Source organism: Frondihabitans sp. OV104 (assembly GCF_057787745.1).
Genome location: NZ_CM173541.1, coordinates 1,295,973 through 1,313,822 on the forward strand (window position 1 = coordinate 1,295,973; position 17,850 = coordinate 1,313,822).

Below are 17,850 nucleotides of genomic sequence, written 5' to 3' on the forward strand. Positions count from 1 at the left end.
GCCTAGGCGTGAAGCAGCGAGCCGTCTTTCGCGAGCACGTTCTTCTCGCCGGCCTCGATCGGGATCGCGAAGCGGTTCTGCTTCGGCGGGATCGGGCAGTTGAAGTTGTACGAGAAGGCGCAGGGTGGAAGGACCGCGCGGTTGAAGTCGAGCGTGATCGTGCCGTCGTCGGACGGCGTCGGGAAGAGGAAGCGGCCGACCGAGTAGGTGCTGTCGCCGTTCGTCGCATCGCCGAACACGAGCTGCAGGCGGTCGCCGTCGCCGGACGGGAAGGCGGCGAGCTCGTAGTCGACGCCGTCGCGGCTGAAGCGGATCAGGCCGGGCAACGGCTGCGGGCGGCTCAGCTCGAGGTCTTTCTGGTGGCGGATGTCGACCTGCGCGCCCTCCTCGGTAGGGACGAAGTCGGCGGTGACCACCCACGACGGGTCGAAGTCGAACGAGTCGACGCTGCCGAACGCCTGCGCGGCGTCGGACGAGGTGTCCCACACCCGGAGGGCGTACGACGAGCGGTCGTCGTTGGCGATGACGGTGCCGGTCGCCCCCGACGCGAAGCGGAGCGTCGACGGCACCATGGCGTCGTCGCCGGCGACGTAGACCGTGCCGTCGACCACGTCGCCGTCGACGACGACGCCGTCGGCCTCCGTCGCCGTCAGGGCGAGGCCGCCGAGGCCCTTCGGCGCCGGAGCCCAGGTGCCCGGCACGCCCCACACCGGCTGCGCCGAGTCGACCCACTGCGTGTTCGTCAGGGCGAGGAAGCCCTGCGGGCCGGTGGCTCGCTCACGGCGGCGCTGGCGGTAGCGCTCGAGTTCGGCGGTGGCGGAGGCGATGGCGGTGTCGTTCATGGTGGGCCCAACGTACGGGAGGCCTCCGACATTTCCTGCTGCCCCCGCCGAGACGGCACAGCCCCTCCCGGGATCGGGAGGGGCCGTGCCGATCCGACGGGGGCGGGCCTGCTATTCGGCCGACAGGCGCCGGAGCTGCTCCTCGAACGGCACGACGGCGTCGGCGTCGAACGCACCCGGGCGGCGCGTCGTGTGACCGGCGACGAGCTCGGCGAGCTGCTCGCCGGCGCGGGCGACACGGTCGGGGAGGGTCGTGGTGGTCTCGTCGCCCGAGCCCCAGTCCTCCGATGCGGCGAAGACGCCGAGGGGCACGACGACCGAGCGCAGATACGCGAACAGGGGCCGGAGGGCGAGGTCGAGCACGAGGGAGTGGCGCGGGGAGCCGGCCGTGGCGCCGATGAGGACCGGAGTTCCTGCGAGCGAATCCTTGTCGACGACATCGAAGAACGACTTGAACAGGCCGCTGTACGACGCCGTGAACACCGGGCTGACGGCGATGACGCCGTCAGCGCTCGTGACGGCCGCGATGGCCGCCTCGAGGGCCGGCGACGGGAAGCCGGTCAGCAGGTTGTCGGTGATGTCGTGCGCCAGATCGCGCAGCTCGATCACCTCGACGTCGGCCGACTCCCCGAGCGACGCCAGGCCGCGGGTCGTGGCCTCGGCGAGGCGGTCGGCGAGCAGACGGGTCGACGAGGGCTGGCTGAGCCCGGCCGAGACGACGGCGATGCGCTTGGCCGGCAGGCCCGAGGGTGCGGCGCTCATCGGAGCGCCGGGACAGCTGCGGGGTCGGCCGAGGAGACAGCCGGAGTCGCCTCGGCGGCGCGAGCCACCTGGTTCGCGTGCGTGGGTGCATCCGGCACGTCGGCTGGACGCCCGATGGCGAACTCGCGGCGGAGCACCGGCACCACCTCGGAGCCGAGCAGGTCGAGCTGCTCGAGCACGGTCTTGAGGGGCAGGCCGGCGTGGTCGATCAGGAAGAGCTGACGCTGGTAGTCGCCGACGTAGCCGCGGAAGCCGAGCGTGCGGTCGATGACCTCCTGCGGGCTGCCGACCGTGAGGGGCGTCTGCGCGGTGAAGTCCTCGAGCGAGGGTCCGTGGCCGTAGACCGGGGCGTTGTCGAAGTACGGCCGGAACTGCCTGACCGCGTCCTGCGAGTTCTTGGCCATGAAGACCTGGCCGCCGAGGCCGACGTAGGCCTGGTGGGCCTTGCCGTGTCCGTAGTGCTCGAACCGCTCGCGGTAGAGCTGCACCATCTGAGCGGTGTGCGAGGCGGGCCAGAAGATGTGGTTGGCGAAGAACCCGTCGCCGTAGTATGCGGCCTGCTCGGCGATCTCGGTGGACCGGATCGAGCCGTGCCAGACGAACGGCGCGATGCCGTCGAGGGGGCGCGGCGTGGCTGTGAAGCCCTGCAGCGGGGTGCGGAAGTGGCCCTTCCAGTCGACGACCTCCTCCGTCCAGAGGCGGTGCAGCAGGGCGTAGTTCTCGATGGCGAGGTTGATGCCCTGGCGGATGTCCTTGCCGAACCACGGGTAGACCGGGCCGGTGTTGCCGCGTCCCAGCGTCAGGTCGACGCGCCCGTCGGTGATGTTCTGCAGGAGTGCGAAGTCCTCGGCGATCTTCACCGGGTCGTTCGTGGTGATCAGCGTGGTAGCCGTGCTCAGGATGATCTTCTCGGTCTGTGCCGCGATCATCGCGAGGAGCGTCGTGGGGCTCGAGTTCGCGAACGGCGGGTTGTGGTGCTCGCCGGCGGCGTACACGTCGAGGCCGACCTCCTCCGCGTGCTTGGCGATGGTGATCATCGCCTTCAGGCGCTCGTGCTCGGTCGGCGTGACGCCGGTCGTGGGGTCGGTGGTGATATCGCCGACGCTGAAGATTCCGAACTGCATGCCGCTCTCGTTGCTCATGACCTCTACCCTACCTCCGTTTGTATGCGTCTGCATACAGTTCGGTTCAACGCGGCCCGGACGCAGAAATTCCCGGCCTCTCGGAAGAGGTCGGGAATCGCGCGCCGGCGGAGGAGAGAACGGGTCGCCTAGGACTTCTCGCAGGCGATGCCGTCCTTGTCGGCGTCCGACTTCTTGTTCGCGTTGTAGAGAGCAGTGTCGTGCTTGACCGTGCCCTTGAGCGCCCGGTGGTAGGTCTTGCCCTTGGAGTGCGTCGTGTTGGTCGTGACGCCCTTCTTGGCGATGCCACCCGACCAGTGCTTGTGGATCTCGGTGCAGTTCTTGTACGTGGTCGACTTGGGGGTCACCTTGTTCACGGACGAGGTGTGAACGGTGCTGGCCGACGAGGCTTCGGCCGCGACGACGACCGACGGCACGGCGATGGCGACCGTGAGGACGGTGGCGGCGATGGCCAGGCGCGGAGAGATCATGCGACGACCGTACGGGCCGGTTCCTGCGCCCTGGAAGTCCCATAACGAGCGCCCCTCGAACGGGTGACCCGCCTGCGGCTCAGCGATCGACGGGCGGGGCGAGGCGGAGCTGGCGCTCGGGAAGCTGGCACATCGCGATCGGCCCCTCGAGGTCGGGTGTGTACTGCGGGGTGTCGAACTGGATGGTCCAGACGCGCGACGACCCGCCGATGACCGAGACCGGCTGCCAGGCCGAGCCGCCGGCGCGCACGACTATGCCGGTGGGTCCGTCGGGGAACGGCGAGGCGGGGTCTTCGAGCGAGTCGACCACATGCACCTGCGCCCCGATGCCGAATCCCGTGTCACGGGTGATGGGCGAGTCGGTGCCTCGCAGTCGTCTGCCGAACATGGGCTCATTCTCGCACCGCCGGCACGCCGCGGAGGGGCTCCATCGGATACTGCAACACACCCGAAACGCATCTGCGGGCTCGTGCACGCCGATCGCGCCGGCATTCGACCCCTCTTCGGACCGAGTCACAGGGCATCCTCAGGTTCCCGTAGCATTGACGCATCGTCGGGGGGCGCGATTCACTCAACCGGTCCATCCGACCTCTCGACACACCGAGAGGATCAGAACGTGACCATTCCCCCTGTGCCGGGCACCGGCAGCAGCGACGACAGCAGTCCCGAGAGCCTCGCGCCCTCTCAGCCGGCCGGAGTGCCGCCCGTGGCCCCACCCCCGCCTGAGGCGTCCTCGCGCGTCTCGCTGGTGATGCGCTCGCTGACCGGCCGCGACTGGATCGTCGCGGCCGTCACGGGCGTGGCCGGATTCGTGGCGGCCTACGTCGTGGCGGTGCTGTCGCTCCTGCTGACGGCACTCGTGCTGGCTGCGTCGGCGTCCGGATCGGGAGCAGGATCGACCTCGACGGGCGACGCGTCGCCCCTGCCCGGAACGTCGTCGCTTCCGCAGGTCGACGCCTCGAGCATCTTCACGATCCTCGCCGGTGCGCCGGCCCAGCTGGTGCTGCTGGCCGACCTCGGCCGCCTCCGCATAGCGGGCAGCCTCGAGTACCTCACGACGGTGTCCGGCTCGGCCCACCTCGGCTTCGTCCCGGTGATGATCGCGCTCGCCCAGATCGCCGCGATCGTGCTGCTCGCCCGGTACGCGCGTCGACCTGGCCTCGATCGCGGCCAGACGCTGGTCACGTCGGCCATCACCGGCCTGGCCCTGGCACTGACGACGCTGCTGATCGGCCTGGCGCTCGGAATCCGCCTGCCGACCGAGGCGCTGTCAGGCATCCACCGCATCAACGCGGTCACCGGCCTCGCCATCGTGGTGGCCCTGGTCGTCGGATTCGCGGGGTCGTTCCTCGCGCGCGACGTCCGGCTCGCCGGCGTCCACCCGACGGCGACGCGCATCCTGGGATGGATCCGCACCGCCGCGCTGCAGTTCGCGGCGCTGGGTCTTCTGATCGGACTGGTGATCGTCGTCATGGCGCTCATCACCCGGCCGAGCTCCGCGGGCGCCTACCCGCTGCTGATCGGCAACATCGTGGCCGTCGCGATCGCCTTCGGGTTCCTCGGCGGCGTGTCGACGTCCGACTCGGTCGGATCGCTCCTCTCGATGGCGAGCGGCAACTCGGCGCCGGCCCAGACCGCGACCGTCTTCGCGCACTCGCCCGGCTGGTACTGGCTGCTCGTCGTGGCCGTCGTGGCGTCGGCAGTGCTTGCGGGGCTCGCACTCGCCGTGCGCCGCGGCGGATCGCGCCGAGACCTCCTTGACTGGATCGTCGCTCCCGTCGTCTACGCCCTCGCCGGCCTCGGCCTGCTCATCGTCGGCACCGTCGTCTTCTCGGTGCAGGTCTCGGCCTTGGGCGGCGGAGGCTCCGCCGGCGTCACCCCGTGGACGGTCGCCGTCGTGGCCGCGTGGGGCCTCGCTATCGAGGCGGTCGCGCGCTACGTCGCGCCGCGGGTCGTCCCCGCGCTTCCGCCGGGAGCGCTGCGGGCGCTCGCTTTCGTCGCCGGGCGCGACGCGGCGGGCGCCGCGGCGACGGGCACCGCACCCACGAGCACTGCCCTGACGAGCACTGCCCCGACGGCCGTCGGTGCGTCGAACGTGTTCGCCCCCGCCAAGCCGATGTCGCCCAGGGCGCGGAGGATCCTGCTTCGATCTCTCATCGCGGCGGGCATCGTCATCGTGCTGGTCGTCGGCGGCGCCATCACCGCGACGACGCTCCGCACCAGCGTCTACGGCCCCGGGCCGGTGGCCGAGGCCTACCTCGGAGACCTGTCGCGCGGTGACGCAACTGCCGCGGCGAAGCTCGAAGGCAGCGCGAAAGCGGCGGGCGGCATGATGACGGACGCCGTCCTGTCGAAGGCGTCGGCGCGCATCACCGACGTCGCCATCGGAAAGGTGACCACGTCGGGCGACATCGCCACCGTGGCGGCGGCCTTCTCGGTCGGCGGGAAGCAGCAGGACGCCATCCTGCAGCTCACGCGCACCGGGACGAGCTGGTGCTTCAAGGACGAGTGGAAGGTCAAGCCCCTGACGTCCACCGTCGACGTGCGGGCCGACACGATCTTCGCGACCTCGGACGTGACCGCCGGCGGGACCGCGGTGGGCGCGCTGTCGGACAGCGGACTCGAGCTGACGGCCTACCCGGGCGTCTACGACCTGTCGATCGCGGGAACGGACTACTTCGGATCGACCGTCCAGAAGATCGCGGTGGGCGCCGGCTCGTCGTCGTACGGGGCCTCGGCGCAGTTCGAGGCGAAGCCCACGGACCAGTTGACGACCGACGCCGAGAAGATCGTCACCGACCTGATCGATACGTGCGAGAAGTCGACTCGCGGCGACCTCGACTCGGACTGCCCCTTCTACGGACCGGGCTCGGGCTACACGAAGGTCTCGTACAAGGTCACGAAGCAGCCGACGCTGGCGGTGTCGCTGAACGGCGACTCGATCTCCGTGACGAGCGAGGGCGGCTCGGGCTCGGTCACCGAGAAGTACACCGACGAGTTCCTCGGTACCTCCTACCCCTACTCGTACGACACCACCTTCAACGTCTACGTCTCGCTCAAGGTCGTCGACGGCAAGCTCGTCGTGGACGACAGCTACTGACCCGATCTCAGCTGCAGACCCGACCGCACCTGACGGGGCGGCTCCCCCCGGGGTTCTCGCTGGGACGCTTTCCCTGGGCGTGAATTCACGCCCAGGGAAAGCGTCCCGAGACCGAACCCCCGCCGCTCGCGGACACAGTCTTCGTCTCGATCGCTTCGGGTCGGACGGGCGGATGCCCGGGGCGCGACGTCAGCCGCCGTGGCCCGGTACGGTGCGGATCGCGGCCGTGTGCGTCTGAATGGTGCGGATCGATGACGTGATCACGGTCGGGATCGACGTCGTGATGGCCTGGATTGATGTCGTGATGACGGGGATCGACGTCGTCGACAGGGTCGCCTGCGAGTGACCGTGGACCGGGAAGCCGCGGCGGGCTGCGAGGACGACGCCGAAGCTCACGACGAGCACGGCAGCGGCCGCGAGCGGAAGCACGCCCAGGCCGGCTCCGCTGTAGACGGCGCCGCCGACTGCGGCACCGCCGGCGATGCCGATGTTCGAGGCGCCGTTGATGATCGCGCCGGCGATGTCGGGGCTGACGCCGCCGGTGCGGATCGCCGCCGCCATGAACAGGGTGCCCGTCGTGCCGTTGGCGGCCATCCAGAGGCCCGCGACGACGAACGTGCCGACGAGCGAGCCGTGGACGAGCGGCAGGGCCGCGATCGAGGCGACCATGACGGCGACGGCCACCAGGAGCGTCTGCCGCGGCGCCCGGTCGACGAACGAGCCGGCCGCGACGAGCCCGATGATTCCGGTGCCGCCCAGGACGAGCAGCGCGCCGCCGATGTAGTCGTGACCGAGGCCCGCGCCCTCGAGGTACGGGCCGATGTAGGTGTAGACGACGTAGTGGCCGGCGAAGAGGAGCAGGTCGGCGATCGCGACCGCGATGAGGCCGGATCGCGCCCAGGACTTCACGGAGCCCAGGTGAGGCTGGGACTCGCCGCGGACCGACGGCAGGAACAGCAGTGCGACGACGGCCAGGAGCGCGCTCGCCACTGCGACGCCGCCGACGGCAAGGCGCCATCCTGCGTGCTCTCCGACTGTCGTGGCGATGGGGACGCCGATCACGAAGCCGAGGGACGAGCCGGAGTAGACGAACGCGATCGCCCGGCCGGCCAGACGCGGCGGGACGATCTTCGTGGCGTACGCGGATGCGACCGAGAAGAACAGGGCGTGGGCTACGCCGCCGATCACACGGCCCGCGCAGACCACGGCGAAGCTCGGCGCGAGCGCGATCAGCAGGTTCGAGAGCGCGTAGCCGCCCAGGGTGGCCACCAGGATCGCCCGACGCGGGAAGCGCGTGGTGGCGAGTGTGAGGGGCAGTGCGAGCACAGCGACGGCGACCGCGTAGACCGTGATGACGAGGCCCATCGACGAGACCGAGACGCCGAGGCTCGAGCTCATCGAGCCGAGGAGCCCTACGGGCATGAGCTCGGTCGTGATGGCGAAGAATGTGGCGAGGCCGAGCACGGCGATGCCGACGACGGCGCGGGGTGTCAGCTCGTGCGGCTGCCCGACGGCGGGCGCTGCGCCGGCGCGGGGCGTGCGCAGTGTGCGGGGTGCTGTGGAGGTGTCGGTCACGGGACTCCCGGGAGCGCGCGACGAAGCCGGGCGTCGGGGAACGCCGGAACCGCAGACCTGGATGCGGCCTGGCGGGGCAGTCTCGTCGTGGACTCGGATTGATGGTGGACGGTGGTGAGTGCGTTCCACTCCACGACGAGTGATGCCCTACCAGTGTTGCACGCACCCCTCCCCCGTGCGCAAGGCACCAGTCCTGGGGACTCCCCTTGAATTTCTTATATTGCTTCGATGACTACTGCGCGTCATTCGATGACTACTGCGCGTCGAGGCGCGAGGTGTTCTCGCGAGCACCGCCGCGCAGGATCCTGCGGACGCGCGGGACGGCGAGCCCGAGGATGTCGCCGATGTCGCGCTTGGTCACGCCGGCCGCATCGAGCTGGTCGGCGGCGCGGCCGAGGGCGTTCCACTCGGCATCGAGCGCCTCGTCGGACGCAGTGCGGAGCTGGGCGGCACGGTCGAGCTGAGCCTCGACGTCTCCCGGGTACTCGACGACGATGTCGAGCTCGATCGTGTCGGGCTCGACGTCTTCGAAGTCGGCGATGAAGGCACGTGCGACGTCGTCGGCCTCGCCCAGCCAGCGGGCTGTGGCCGTGCCGCCGATCGGGGCGATCTCGACGCGCCAGGCGTCCTCGTCGCGGGACACGGTCACGTCGTACTTCAGAGAAGGCATGCGTCGAGTCTGGCAGACCGCCGGGCCGCGCGTTCCGCCTGCCACCACGCGTCGAGACTCGCGACGGCGTAGGTTGAGGCCCATGGACTCACGGACCGGGCGCATCACCCTCATCGTCGTCGGCGCGATCGTCGTGGTGGTCGGGGGCGTGTTCGCCGGCCAGGGGGCCGATCTGATCCCCGGCAGCTCCATGACCGGTGACCGGAAGTGGCTGGTCATCGGCGGCATTCTGGTGATCGTCGGGCTCGTGCTCGTGGTCCGGGGCCTTCGCAGGCGCCGTTCTGACACGTAGGGCGGACGGGACTTGAACCCGTGACCGAGCGATTATGAGTCGCCTGCTCTGACCAGCTGAGCTACCGCCCCGCATCCGCGCGCAGGCCGCTGGACGGCCCGGCTACGACGACGAAGAGGACTCGGTCTGCGAAGCACGCGCGGTGTCGGCGACCGGGTCGGCCACCGCCTGACCACGATACAGCTTCTCGAATGTGTCGAGGGTGCGGCCGATGTCGTGCGGCTCGATCATCTTCAGGCTCGCCGTGCGCATCGCGACGTAGTCGGCATCGGACTTCTCGAGCACGAGAGTCAGCTTCTCAGCGAGGTCGTCGGCATCGCCCGGGCGGAACAGATAGCCGTTCGACCCGTCGTCGACGAGGTGCGGCAGGGCCATGGCGTCGGCCACGACGATGGGCAGCCCTGAGGCCATGGCCTCGAGGCTCGCGATGCTCTGGAGCTCGGCCGTCGACGGCATGCAGAAGACGGTCGCGTCGGTGAGCGTGCGGCGCAGCTCGTCGTCGGAGAGGTAGCCGGCGAACGTGACACGGTCGGCCAGACCGAGGTCGGCCGTCATCTGCGTGAGACGCCCGAGGAGGTCGCCGCCGCCGACGATGACGAGCTTCGCGTCGAGGGTGGGCGAGAGCTTGGTCATCGCCTGCAGGAGCACGTCGATGTGCTTCTCGCCGGTGACGCGGCCGACGAAGACGATGGTGTTGTCTTTCGGGCGTCCCGGCTTGGCCGTGTAGTCGGAGGCGTCGATTCCGCAGGAGATGGCGTAGACGCCGGTGATGTTCGTCGCCGCCTCCAGGAAGCCCGCGGCCTTCTTGGTCGGCGTCGTGATCTCCTGCACGTACTCGTAGGTGTGAGCGGCGTCCTGCCAGGCCTTCGTCACGATCCAGTCTTTGAGGCGCTTCGGCATCGGAGGGAAGTGATCGACGAGGTTGTCGGGCATGAAGTGGTTGGTCGCGATGATCCGGATGCCGCGATCGTGGGCGACCTTGGTGAGGCCGCGACCGATGATGATGTGCGCCTGGATGTGCACGACGTCGGGCTTGAACGACTCGACGATGCGGCGGGAGTGGAACTTGACGGTCCACGGCGTCGCGAAGCGGAGCCAGTCGTGAAGCGGCCAGCGGGTCGAGTTGAGGCGGTGGACCGTGAGCACCTGCCCGTCGTGCTCCTCGCGGAAGGTGCCGTGCTTGCGAGTCGCTGCGGGAGCGACGACGTGCACGTCGTGGCCGCGTCCGGCGAGGCCGACCGCCAGGCGCTCGGTGAAGTTCGCCGCGCCGTTGACGTCGGGCGGGAACGTGTCGCCGGCGAGGAGCACCCGCAAGGGCCTCTGCGGGGTGACGGTGGAGGGGGCGGGACTGTCGCCGGGGGCGGTGTCGTGGGTCACGGGGAGGTGGCGTCCTTACCGGTGGTGACGGGCGGCTGGAGAAACGGCCTGAGGCCAGTGGTTCGGCCCAGGCTAGCTCAGCGGCTCGCCTGCGGGTGGTATTTGGCGAGCTGGAAGACGCCGTAGACGGCCAGAGCGCCTGCGGCGAGGTAGAAGATGGCAGCCCACCACGGGGCCGTCGAGGCCTCCCCCAGAACCAGGACGCCCACGCCGACGGCGACGAGCGGATCGACCACGGTGAGTCCCGCGATGACCAGGTCGGGCGGTCCGGACGAGTAGGCGTTCTGCACGAAGTAACCGCCCAGCGAGCCTGCGGCGATGAGGAACGCGGCGCAGACGAACGTCAGAGCGTCGAAGTTCGACGACTCGATCCTGTTGATGATCACCTTCGCCAGTGTGGCCACGAAGCCGTACAGGAAGCCGGCGCCGATGATGTAGAACAGCGCCCGGATCCGGGTGCGGAAGAGCAGGAAGGCGGTCAGCCAGATGGCGAAGACGAACGCGAGGATCACCAGCACAGTCACGAGCTGGCCGGTCGTGATGGCGGGCTCGGTCGCCGTCAGGGCGGCGACGGTGACGAACAGGCCCACGCCGCCGACGCAGAACAGGATGGCGCGTTTCGACTGGCGGTCGAGACGCTGACGCGTCGTCCGGGAGTTCAGGATCGCCGTGACCACGAGCGCCACGGCTCCGAGGGGCTGCACGACGATCAGCGGCGCGAAGCTGAGGCTCGTGAGCTGGAACACGATGGCGAGCCCGAGCATGGCGCTGCCGATGACCCAGGACGGGCGACCGAGGAGACGCAGCATCTGGCCGACCTTGAGGCCCTTGGCGGCTCCGCCCGAGGCGCGCTCCACCTTGGCCACGCCGCGGTGCTGGAGCTGCGCGCCGACCGACAGGAAGATTGCTCCGACGAGCGCGATGGGGATCCCGATGGCCTGATGCGTGCTCAGCGTGACCGGCGTGGCGAGGACGTCGAGAGGCAATGGCACTCCCTCACGCTACCGCGACGGCCGCCGATAGGCTGAGTGAATGGCTGTACGACCGATAACCATCACCGGCGAGCCCGTGCTCCACGAGCCCGCCGCGCCCGTCACCGAGTTCGACGAGTCGCTCCGCGAGCTCGTCGCCGACATGTTCGACACGATGGACCAAGCGCCCGGCGTGGGTCTCGCCGGGCCGCAGGTCGGCGTGGGCCTGCGGCTCTTCGTCTACTCGTGGTCGGACGACGACGGCGAGGCCTGGCGCGGAGTCGCGATCAATCCGCAGCTGTGGCAGACGCCGCTCGTCCCCGAGTCGGTCGACGAGCTCGACGACGAGCTCGAGTCGGAGGGGTGCCTGTCGATCCCGGGCGAGCGATTCCCGCTGCGACGCGCCGACGGCGTCCTCCTCCGCGCGGTCGACCTCGACGGCGAGCCCTTCGAGATCGAGGCGTACGGCTGGCTGGCGCGCATCTTCCAGCACGAGTACGACCACCTCGACGGCCTTCTGTACGCCGATCGCGTCGACTACCCGTTCGCCAAGGCCATCTCGAAGGTGGCCAAGAAGAAGGGCTGGGGCGTGCCCGGCAACACCTGGATGCCCGGTCTCGACCACCCCGAGGGCTGAGGTGTTCATCAGCGGCCGAAACGTTTGCTAGAGTTGTGGTCGCTGTTCAAACGGATCACATCCAAGCGATACGAACAGCTGCCATTCCTCGATAGCTCAATTGGCAGAGCAGCCGGCTGTTAACCGGCAGGTTCTTGGTTCGAGTCCAAGTCGGGGAGCGAAGCCCCCACGGCTCCACCCGTGGGGGCTTTTTTCCTGTCCGCGCGCTGATCACACGTGGGGCGGCGATCTATCGGGGCAGCCCCAGGGGCCGGTGCGGCGTCGGAGGCGGCTACCGCCCGGCGGCGGTCTAGTAGCCGGCCGCCGGGTCGACCACGCCGATGAACTCCCCGTCGCCCGAGAGGGCGGCGACGTTGTGCCGGATCCGCTCGGCGAGGAGCGGAGCCGTCATCTCGGGCGTGTCGGCTTGGTGCGGCGTGATCAGGGCGCGGGGCTCGGTCCAGAGCGGGTGTCCGTCGGGCAGGGGCTCGGGGTCGGTGACGTCGAGTCCGGCGCCCCAGAGCGACTCGGCCCGGAGCGCCTCGACGAGCGCGTCCGTGTCGACGAGGCCTCCTCGCGCGATGTTCACGAGCACCGCCGTGTCTTTCATCAGGTCGAACTGGCTCGCGCCGAACATCTTCGCGGTGTCGTCTGTCATCGCCGCGGCGACGATCACGACGTCGGCGTCGGGAAGGACCTCGTCGAGCGACAACGCCGCCACGGTGCGGGCGGCGCCCGGAACCGGCGACGTGCTGCGGCGCACCACGGTGATCGACGTGTCGAACGGCTCGAGCAGGCGCATGATCTCGAGGCCGATGCCGCCAGCGCCGACGATCACGACGTTGAGGCCGTAGAGCGAGATGCCCTTGGGTACTGTCGCCCAGCTCGACGCGCGCACTCGTTCCGGGAACACGCGGAGGAGCGCCAGCGTCAGCGCGACGGCGTGCTCGGCGACCGGCTCGGAGTAGGCGCCCTTGGCACTCGTCCACAACGGCCGCGGCGAGTCGGCGTACTTCTTCATGATGGGCGCGAACATGTCGACACCGGCCATGGGCAGCTGCACCCATTCGATGTTCGGGTGCGTCGTCAGCACCTCGTCGAGCTCGTCGATCGCCTTGTGCGACAGCCACATGAGCCCGCGGGTCTCGTCGTCGATCGGTCCGAGAGTTCCGCCGCCCGCCTCGACAGCGTCGACGACATGCTGCTCGACCGACGGGCCGACGGCGATCGGGCCGGGGGTGGGGCGGCGCTCGTCGGGGACGACGGCGGACGGGGTCAAGACGGCGCGGTGGCCGCGCGCGGCGGTGCTGGAAGTCACGGGTGCCTTTCTGGCGGTGGTGCTCGGGGTCGGGCTCGGCCTCAGCGGTGTTTCTTGGGTGTGCGGTCGGATGCCGGGATGATGTCGATGGGCGACGTCTGCGACAGCACCTTCACGTACGGGTCGACCGTCTGCTCCAGCACGACGTCGAGCTCGCCGAGGCCGACCAGGCGCCCCGCCCGCAGGACGGCGACGCGGTCGGCCACCGCGCGGGCCTCGCCCACGGACGACGTCACGACGACGGCCGAGAACGAGCGGTCGGTGTGGATGCTCCTGAGCAGCTCGAGCACCGACTGGCGCACGAGGGCGTCGACGCCCCGGGCGGGCTCGTCGGCGATCAGGACGGTCGGCTCGAGCACGAGGCTGCGGGCCAGGGCGATGCGCTGGCGCTGGCCGGAGCTGAGCTCCCAGGTCTGCTTGCGCATCGTCGACATCGGAAGGTGGACGGCGTCGACGAGCTGGGCGACGCGGTGGCCCGCCTCGATGCGGTCGAAGCGGCGGTCGCGCTCGTACAGCGGCTCGGCGACGGCCTCGGCGACGGTCAGATCGGGCTTGAGCGCGTCGCCGTCGCTCTGCGACAGGTAGCCGACCCGCGAGGTCAGGCGGTCGCGTCGGCGCGACGAGATCGTGCGGATCCGCTCGCCGAGCACGAAGAGCTCGCCGCCAGCGATCCGGGGCGAGCCCTCAGGTGGTCGTCGACCGTGGGCCAGACCGGCCAGAGCGCGTGCGAGCGTGGACTTGCCGGAGCCCGCCTCGCCCAGCACGCCGAGGATCTCCCCCGACGCGACGGTCAGCGTGACGCCGTCGACAGCCCGAACCTCCGCGTGGCCCGACCGGGCCGGGTACAGCAGCGACAGGTCGTCTGCCACGAGGACGGGAGCTTCGACGGCCATGACTCAGGACTCCTGGTTCGTTTCTGCTCGGGTGAGCGCAGCCAGAGCCTCGCGGCGCCGCGCCTGCTCGCCAGGATCCGGGACGGGGAGCGACGCGAGCAGGCGCTTGGTGTACGCGTGCTCCGGAGCCCCCAGGACCTGGTCGTTCGGCCCCGATTCGACGAGGTCTCCATTGAACAGTACGCCGATCCGGTCGGCGAGGATGTTCACCACGGCCAGGTCGTGGCTGATGAACAGCGCCGCGAAGCCCAGGTCTTTCTGCAGCTCGGCGAACAGCTCGAGCACGCGCGCCTGCACCGACACGTCGAGCGCGCTGGTCGGCTCGTCCGCGATCAGCAGCGTGGGGTCGAGGGCGAGCGATCGTGCGAGGCTGGCGCGCTGGCGCTGGCCGCCGCTGAGCTCGTGCGGGTAGCGGTCGCCGAACGCCTTGGGCAGCTGCACCGCCTCCAGGAGCTCGTCGACCCTCCCCCGGGCCGCGCGGGCGTCGCCCGCTCGTCCATGCACGATGAGGGGCTCGGCCACGCACTCGGCGATCGTGAGCAGCGGGTTGAACGACGAGGCCGGGTCTTGGAAGACGAACCCGATGTCGGCTCGCTTCGGCTTGAAGTCGCGCTCCCGGACGCCGTTCATCTCGACGCCGAGCACCTCGAGCGACCCGCCCGTCACCCTGGTGAGACCCGCGATCGCCCGGCCGATGGTGGTCTTGCCCGAGCCGGACTCGCCGACGAGGCCGAGCACCTGCCCCTTCGCGATCGTGAAGTCGACGCCCTTGACGGCGCGGAAGCCGCCCCGGCCGAGCCGACCCGGGTACTCGATCTCGAGCCCCGAGGCGCGCACGACGACCTCGGCGTCGGCGGCAGGTGCCGCCTGGTGACCGCGCGCCTCGAGACGCGGCACGCTGCCGAGCAGGCGCTTCGTGTAGTCGTCCTGGGGGCTGGCGAACAGCGTCGCTGCGTCGGCCTCCTCGACGACCTTCCCGAGGTACATCACGGCGACGCGGTCGGCGAGGTCGGCGACCACGCCCATGTTGTGCGTGATCAGCACGATCGCGGCGCCGAACTCGTCGCGGCAGCGGCGCAGCAGGTCGAGGATCTCGGCCTGGACCGTCACGTCGAGCGCGGTGGTCGGCTCGTCGGCCACGATCACCGACGGGTTGAGCACGAGGGCCATCGCGATGACGACCCGCTGCTTCTGGCCGCCCGAGAACTGGTGCGGGTAGTAGTCGACACGGGTCGCAGGATCAGGGATGCCGACGCGACGCAGGATGTCGATCGCCCGCTTCCTCGCCTCGCGCCTCGACACCTTGCCGTGCGCGCGGATGCCCTCCGCGATCTGCCAGCCGACCGTGTAGACGGGGTTGAGGGCCGTGGAGGGCTCCTGGAACACCATCGCGACGTCGGTGCCGCGCAGCTCGCGCACGCGCTTGGGCCCGACCGAGAGAACGTCTTCGCCGGTGAGGAGCACCACACCCGAGGCGACGGCGGTGTCGGGGAGGAGGCCCAGGATCGTCTTGGCGGTGACCGTCTTGCCGGATCCTGACTCCCCTACGATCGCGAGGACCTCGCCGGCTCTCACCTCGAGCGACACGCCCTGGACGGCGGGCACGTCGCCGCCGTCGGTGGCGAAGGTGACCTCGAGGTCTCGGATGTCGACGGCCTTCAGGCGGTCGTCGTGAGCGGTGTCGGTCATGCTCCGGCCCCTTCGGTCGTGGCGGCCGCTGGCGGCGGCGTGGTCGCGGCTGTGCGCCGCTTGGCCCGGCGTCGGGTGCGGAGGCGCGGGTCAGCCAGGTCGTTCAGGCTCTCGCCGACGAGGGTGACGCCGAGCACGAGCAGAACGATCGCCGCGCCGGGGAAGACGCCCGTCCACCAGATGCCGCTCGCCGTGTCGGAGAGCGCCCGGTTGAGGTCGTAGCCCCACTCGGCGGCGGCGGTGGGACCGATGCCGAAGCCGAGGAAACCGAGGCTGGCGAGGGTGAGGATGGCCTCGGACGCGTTCAGGGTCAGGATGAGCGGAAGGCTGCGCGTGGCGTTCCTGAGCACGTGCTTGAACATGATGCGGGCGGTCGACGAGCCCACCACCTTGGACGACTCGACGAAGGCCTCGGCCTTGAGCCGGACCGCCTCGGCGCGGACCACGCGGAAGTACTGCGGCACGAACACGACCGTGATCGAGATCCCGGCCGCGACGATGCCCCCGAGCAGGCTCGACTGGCCGCCCGAGATCACGATCGACACGACGATCGCGAGCAGGAGCGACGGGAAGGCGTAGACCGCGTCGGCGATGACCACGAGAACGCGGTCGAGCCAGCCGCCGAGGTAGCCGGAGACGAGTCCGAGCACGACGCCGATGGTGACCGACAGGATCACGGCCACGATGACGACCGAGATCGCCGTCTGCGCGCCCCAGACCACGCGGCTGAACACGTCGTACCCGCCGACGGTCGTTCCCCAGATGTGCTCGCCGCCCGGCGCCGCCTGGCGGGGGAAGGCCCCCGCGTCGTCGCGGAGCTGGCCGAACCCGAACGGGGCGATCAGCGGGGCGAAGATCGCGGTGAGGATGAACACCAGGCAGATGACGATGCCGGTGATGAGCATGCCGCGCTGGAGGCCGACGCTCCGGCGGAGCTGCGCGACGACGGGGAGCCGCTTGTACCAGGGTGCGCGCTTGTCTTTGGCTGCGGCGAGGACGTTCGTCATGATCAGTACCTCACTCGCGGGTCGATGAACGCCGCGACGATGTCGACGATGAAGTTGGTGACCGCGACGATGACCGCGAGAAGGGCGACGATGCCCTGCACGGCCACGAAGTCGCGTGCCGAGAGGTACTGCTGGAGCTCGAAGCCGAGGCCGCGCCAGCCGAAGGTGGTCTCGGTCAGGACGGATCCGCCGAGCAGCATGGCGATCTGCAGGCCCATGACCGTGATGATCGGGATGAGCGCCGGCTTGAGGGCGTGTGCGCGCACGAGCTTGATCTCGGAGACCCCGCGCGAGCGGGCGGCGTCGATGTAGTCGGCGCCGAGCGTGCCGATGACGTTCGTGCGGACGAGGCGCAGGAACACGCCGCCGGTGATCAGGCCGAGGGCGAGGGCGGGCATGACCGCGTGGGCGAGGACGTCGGTGATGATCGTCGGGTTTCCCGTGCGGAGCGCGTCGATGATGTAGATGCCCGTCGGGTTCGGGATGCCGCCGAGCGCCAGCTCGATCCGGGTCGACGCGCGGCCGCCGAGCGGGAGCCAGCCGAGCCAGACCGAGAAGACGAGCTTGAGCAGGAGGCCGGCGAAGAACACCGGGGTCGCGTAGGTGAAGATCGCGAAGACGCGGAGGATCACGTCGGGCCAGCGGTCGCGCACGTAGGCGGCCAGCATGCCGAGCGGGATGCCCACGATGAGCGCGACGATGAGCGCGTAGAACACCAGCTCGATCGTGGCGCCGCCGTAGGTCAGGAGGATGTCGCTGATCTTCTGGTGATCGGTCAGCGTCGTGCCGAAGTCTCCGCGAGCGAGCTGCCCGAGGTACTCGCCGTACTGGACGATGATCGGCCGGTCGTAGCCGGCGGCGTGCAGCCGCTCTTGCAGCTGGGCCGGGGTCAGGCGTCCGCCGACCGCGGCCGTGATCGGGTTGCCGACCACGCGCATGAGGAAGAACACGAGGGTGACGAGGATGAACACCGTCGGGAAGATCAGCAGGAAGCGGATCAGGACGTAGCGCCCGAGCCCGCCTCCCCGCGTTCGCTCGCGGCGGGGGCCGGACACGGCGGGCGCCGTCGGCGAGGTGTCGTTGAGAACTGTCACGTCACTCCTGGGATTGCGAGGGAAGGGGTGTC

General features: G+C 70.0%; 17 protein-coding genes and 2 tRNA genes. 4 read left to right on the forward strand and 15 right to left on the reverse strand.

Features of this window, described 5'->3' with window-relative positions; all coding sequences use genetic code 11:
- Positions 1 to 2 precede the first annotated feature (2 nt).
- The 5 genes from AC3CBB_RS06095 to AC3CBB_RS06115 all read right to left on the reverse strand — a co-directional run bounded on the left by AC3CBB_RS06095 (position 3) and on the right by AC3CBB_RS06115 (position 3,604).
- Positions 3 to 842: a DUF1684 domain-containing protein gene (locus AC3CBB_RS06095; RefSeq protein ID WP_488626353.1), complete on the reverse strand. Its 840-nt coding sequence runs from the start codon at positions 840 to 842 to the stop codon at positions 3 to 5.
- Positions 843 to 953: 111 nt separating this feature from the next.
- The gene (locus AC3CBB_RS06100; protein ID WP_488626354.1) at positions 954 to 1,604 is read right to left on the reverse strand and encodes an FMN reductase; all 651 of its coding nucleotides are present in this window, start codon (positions 1,602 to 1,604) and stop codon (positions 954 to 956) included.
- Complete coding sequence (locus AC3CBB_RS06105) at positions 1,601 to 2,728, reverse strand: LLM class flavin-dependent oxidoreductase (RefSeq protein ID WP_488626717.1); 1,128 nt, start codon at positions 2,726 to 2,728, stop codon at positions 1,601 to 1,603. The genes AC3CBB_RS06100 and AC3CBB_RS06105 overlap by 4 nt, the downstream gene beginning before the upstream one ends.
- Before the next feature lie 146 nt (positions 2,729 to 2,874).
- Positions 2,875 to 3,216, reverse strand: a complete 342-nt coding sequence (locus AC3CBB_RS06110; RefSeq protein ID WP_123504711.1) for an excalibur calcium-binding domain-containing protein — start codon at positions 3,214 to 3,216, stop codon at positions 2,875 to 2,877.
- 79 nt (positions 3,217 to 3,295) lie between these two features.
- Complete coding sequence (locus tag AC3CBB_RS06115) at positions 3,296 to 3,604, reverse strand: hypothetical protein (protein ID WP_123504712.1); 309 nt, start codon at positions 3,602 to 3,604, stop codon at positions 3,296 to 3,298.
- Positions 3,605 to 3,832: 228 nt separating this feature from the next.
- Between AC3CBB_RS06115 and AC3CBB_RS06120 the strand changes: the two genes are divergently transcribed.
- Positions 3,833 to 6,316 (forward strand): hypothetical protein, encoded by a 2,484-nt coding sequence (locus AC3CBB_RS06120; RefSeq protein ID WP_488626355.1) that lies wholly within the window; start codon positions 3,833 to 3,835, stop codon positions 6,314 to 6,316.
- A 189-nt stretch (positions 6,317 to 6,505) separates the two neighbouring features.
- Here the strand turns inward: AC3CBB_RS06120 and AC3CBB_RS06125 are convergent, their stop codons facing one another.
- Together AC3CBB_RS06125 and AC3CBB_RS06130 are read right to left on the reverse strand one after the other, a co-directional pair.
- A complete protein-coding gene (locus AC3CBB_RS06125; RefSeq protein ID WP_123504715.1) occupies positions 6,506 to 7,891 on the reverse strand; it encodes an MFS transporter in 1,386 nt (461 codons plus the stop codon).
- 253 nt (positions 7,892 to 8,144) lie between these two features.
- Positions 8,145 to 8,561 carry a hypothetical protein gene (locus AC3CBB_RS06130; RefSeq protein ID WP_123504716.1) on the reverse strand — a complete coding sequence of 139 codons (417 nt, stop codon included), beginning with the start codon at positions 8,559 to 8,561 and terminating at the stop codon, positions 8,145 to 8,147.
- A gap of 82 nt (positions 8,562 to 8,643) precedes the next feature.
- On the opposite strand from AC3CBB_RS06130, the gene AC3CBB_RS06135 reads away from it, so the two are divergent.
- Positions 8,644 to 8,853 (forward strand): hypothetical protein, encoded by a 210-nt coding sequence (locus AC3CBB_RS06135; RefSeq protein WP_123504717.1) that lies wholly within the window; start codon positions 8,644 to 8,646, stop codon positions 8,851 to 8,853.
- Here the strand turns inward: AC3CBB_RS06135 and AC3CBB_RS06140 are convergent.
- The 3 genes from AC3CBB_RS06140 to AC3CBB_RS06150 form a co-directional block, all read right to left on the reverse strand.
- A tRNA-Ile gene (locus AC3CBB_RS06140) sits at positions 8,851 to 8,924 on the reverse strand. The two genes, AC3CBB_RS06135 and AC3CBB_RS06140, sit on opposite strands and share 3 nt — an antisense overlap.
- A gap of 31 nt (positions 8,925 to 8,955) precedes the next feature.
- Complete coding sequence (locus tag AC3CBB_RS06145; protein ID WP_488626356.1) at positions 8,956 to 10,230, reverse strand: glycosyltransferase; 1,275 nt, start codon at positions 10,228 to 10,230, stop codon at positions 8,956 to 8,958.
- Positions 10,231 to 10,307: 77 nt separating this feature from the next.
- Positions 10,308 to 11,216 (reverse strand): DMT family transporter, encoded by a 909-nt coding sequence (locus tag AC3CBB_RS06150; RefSeq protein WP_488626357.1) that lies wholly within the window; start codon positions 11,214 to 11,216, stop codon positions 10,308 to 10,310.
- A gap of 46 nt (positions 11,217 to 11,262) precedes the next feature.
- On the opposite strand from AC3CBB_RS06150, the gene def reads away from it, so the two are divergent.
- Together def and AC3CBB_RS06160 are read left to right on the forward strand one after the other, a co-directional pair.
- Positions 11,263 to 11,838 (forward strand): peptide deformylase, encoded by a 576-nt coding sequence (def, locus tag AC3CBB_RS06155; RefSeq protein WP_488626358.1) that lies wholly within the window; start codon positions 11,263 to 11,265, stop codon positions 11,836 to 11,838.
- A gap of 85 nt (positions 11,839 to 11,923) precedes the next feature.
- Positions 11,924 to 11,996 (forward strand) — tRNA-Asn (locus AC3CBB_RS06160).
- A gap of 131 nt (positions 11,997 to 12,127) precedes the next feature.
- Here AC3CBB_RS06160 and AC3CBB_RS06165 read toward each other — a convergent pair.
- Genes AC3CBB_RS06165 through AC3CBB_RS06185 form a run of 5 tightly spaced genes read right to left on the reverse strand, consistent with a single transcriptional unit; the run spans position 12,128 to position 17,779 of the window.
- Entirely contained in the window at positions 12,128 to 13,135 is a 1,008-nt protein-coding gene (locus AC3CBB_RS06165; RefSeq protein WP_488626359.1) for a D-isomer specific 2-hydroxyacid dehydrogenase family protein, read from the reverse strand.
- Between the two features lie 41 nt (positions 13,136 to 13,176).
- Positions 13,177 to 14,028, reverse strand: coding sequence for an ATP-binding cassette domain-containing protein (locus tag AC3CBB_RS06170; RefSeq protein ID WP_488626360.1), 852 nt, complete (start codon positions 14,026 to 14,028; stop codon positions 13,177 to 13,179).
- A 3-nt stretch (positions 14,029 to 14,031) separates the two neighbouring features.
- Positions 14,032 to 15,717 carry an ABC transporter ATP-binding protein gene (locus AC3CBB_RS06175; protein WP_488626361.1) on the reverse strand — a complete coding sequence of 562 codons (1,686 nt, stop codon included), beginning with the start codon at positions 15,715 to 15,717 and terminating at the stop codon, positions 14,032 to 14,034.
- A complete protein-coding gene (locus AC3CBB_RS06180) occupies positions 15,714 to 16,724 on the reverse strand; it encodes an ABC transporter permease (RefSeq protein WP_488626362.1) in 1,011 nt (336 codons plus the stop codon). Before AC3CBB_RS06180 ends, AC3CBB_RS06175 begins: the two co-directional genes overlap by 4 nt.
- 2 nt (positions 16,725 to 16,726) lie before the next feature.
- The gene (locus tag AC3CBB_RS06185; protein ID WP_488626718.1) at positions 16,727 to 17,779 is read right to left on the reverse strand and encodes an ABC transporter permease; all 1,053 of its coding nucleotides are present in this window, start codon (positions 17,777 to 17,779) and stop codon (positions 16,727 to 16,729) included.
- Positions 17,780 to 17,850: the final 71 nt, after the last annotated feature.

Coding starts and splice junctions, on each gene's coding strand:
- AC3CBB_RS06095 (WP_488626353.1), bottom strand. CDS start 842: ATGAACGACACCGCCATCGCCTCCGCCACCGCCGAACTCGAGCGCTAC.
- AC3CBB_RS06100 (WP_488626354.1), bottom strand. CDS start 1,604: ATGAGCGCCGCACCCTCGGGCCTGCCGGCCAAGCGCATCGCCGTCGTC.
- AC3CBB_RS06105 (WP_488626717.1), bottom strand. CDS start 2,728: ATGCAGTTCGGAATCTTCAGCGTCGGCGATATCACCACCGACCCCACG.
- AC3CBB_RS06110 (WP_123504711.1), bottom strand. CDS start 3,216: ATGATCTCTCCGCGCCTGGCCATCGCCGCCACCGTCCTCACGGTCGCC.
- AC3CBB_RS06115 (WP_123504712.1), bottom strand. CDS start 3,604: ATGTTCGGCAGACGACTGCGAGGCACCGACTCGCCCATCACCCGTGAC.
- AC3CBB_RS06130 (WP_123504716.1), bottom strand. CDS start 8,561: ATGCCTTCTCTGAAGTACGACGTGACCGTGTCCCGCGACGAGGACGCC.
- AC3CBB_RS06135 (WP_123504717.1), top strand. CDS start 8,644: ATGGACTCACGGACCGGGCGCATCACCCTCATCGTCGTCGGCGCGATC.
- def (WP_488626358.1), top strand. CDS start 11,263: ATGGCTGTACGACCGATAACCATCACCGGCGAGCCCGTGCTCCACGAG.
- AC3CBB_RS06170 (WP_488626360.1), bottom strand. CDS start 14,028: ATGGCCGTCGAAGCTCCCGTCCTCGTGGCAGACGACCTGTCGCTGCTG.
- AC3CBB_RS06175 (WP_488626361.1), bottom strand. CDS start 15,717: ATGACCGACACCGCTCACGACGACCGCCTGAAGGCCGTCGACATCCGA.
- AC3CBB_RS06180 (WP_488626362.1), bottom strand. CDS start 16,724: ATGACGAACGTCCTCGCCGCAGCCAAAGACAAGCGCGCACCCTGGTAC.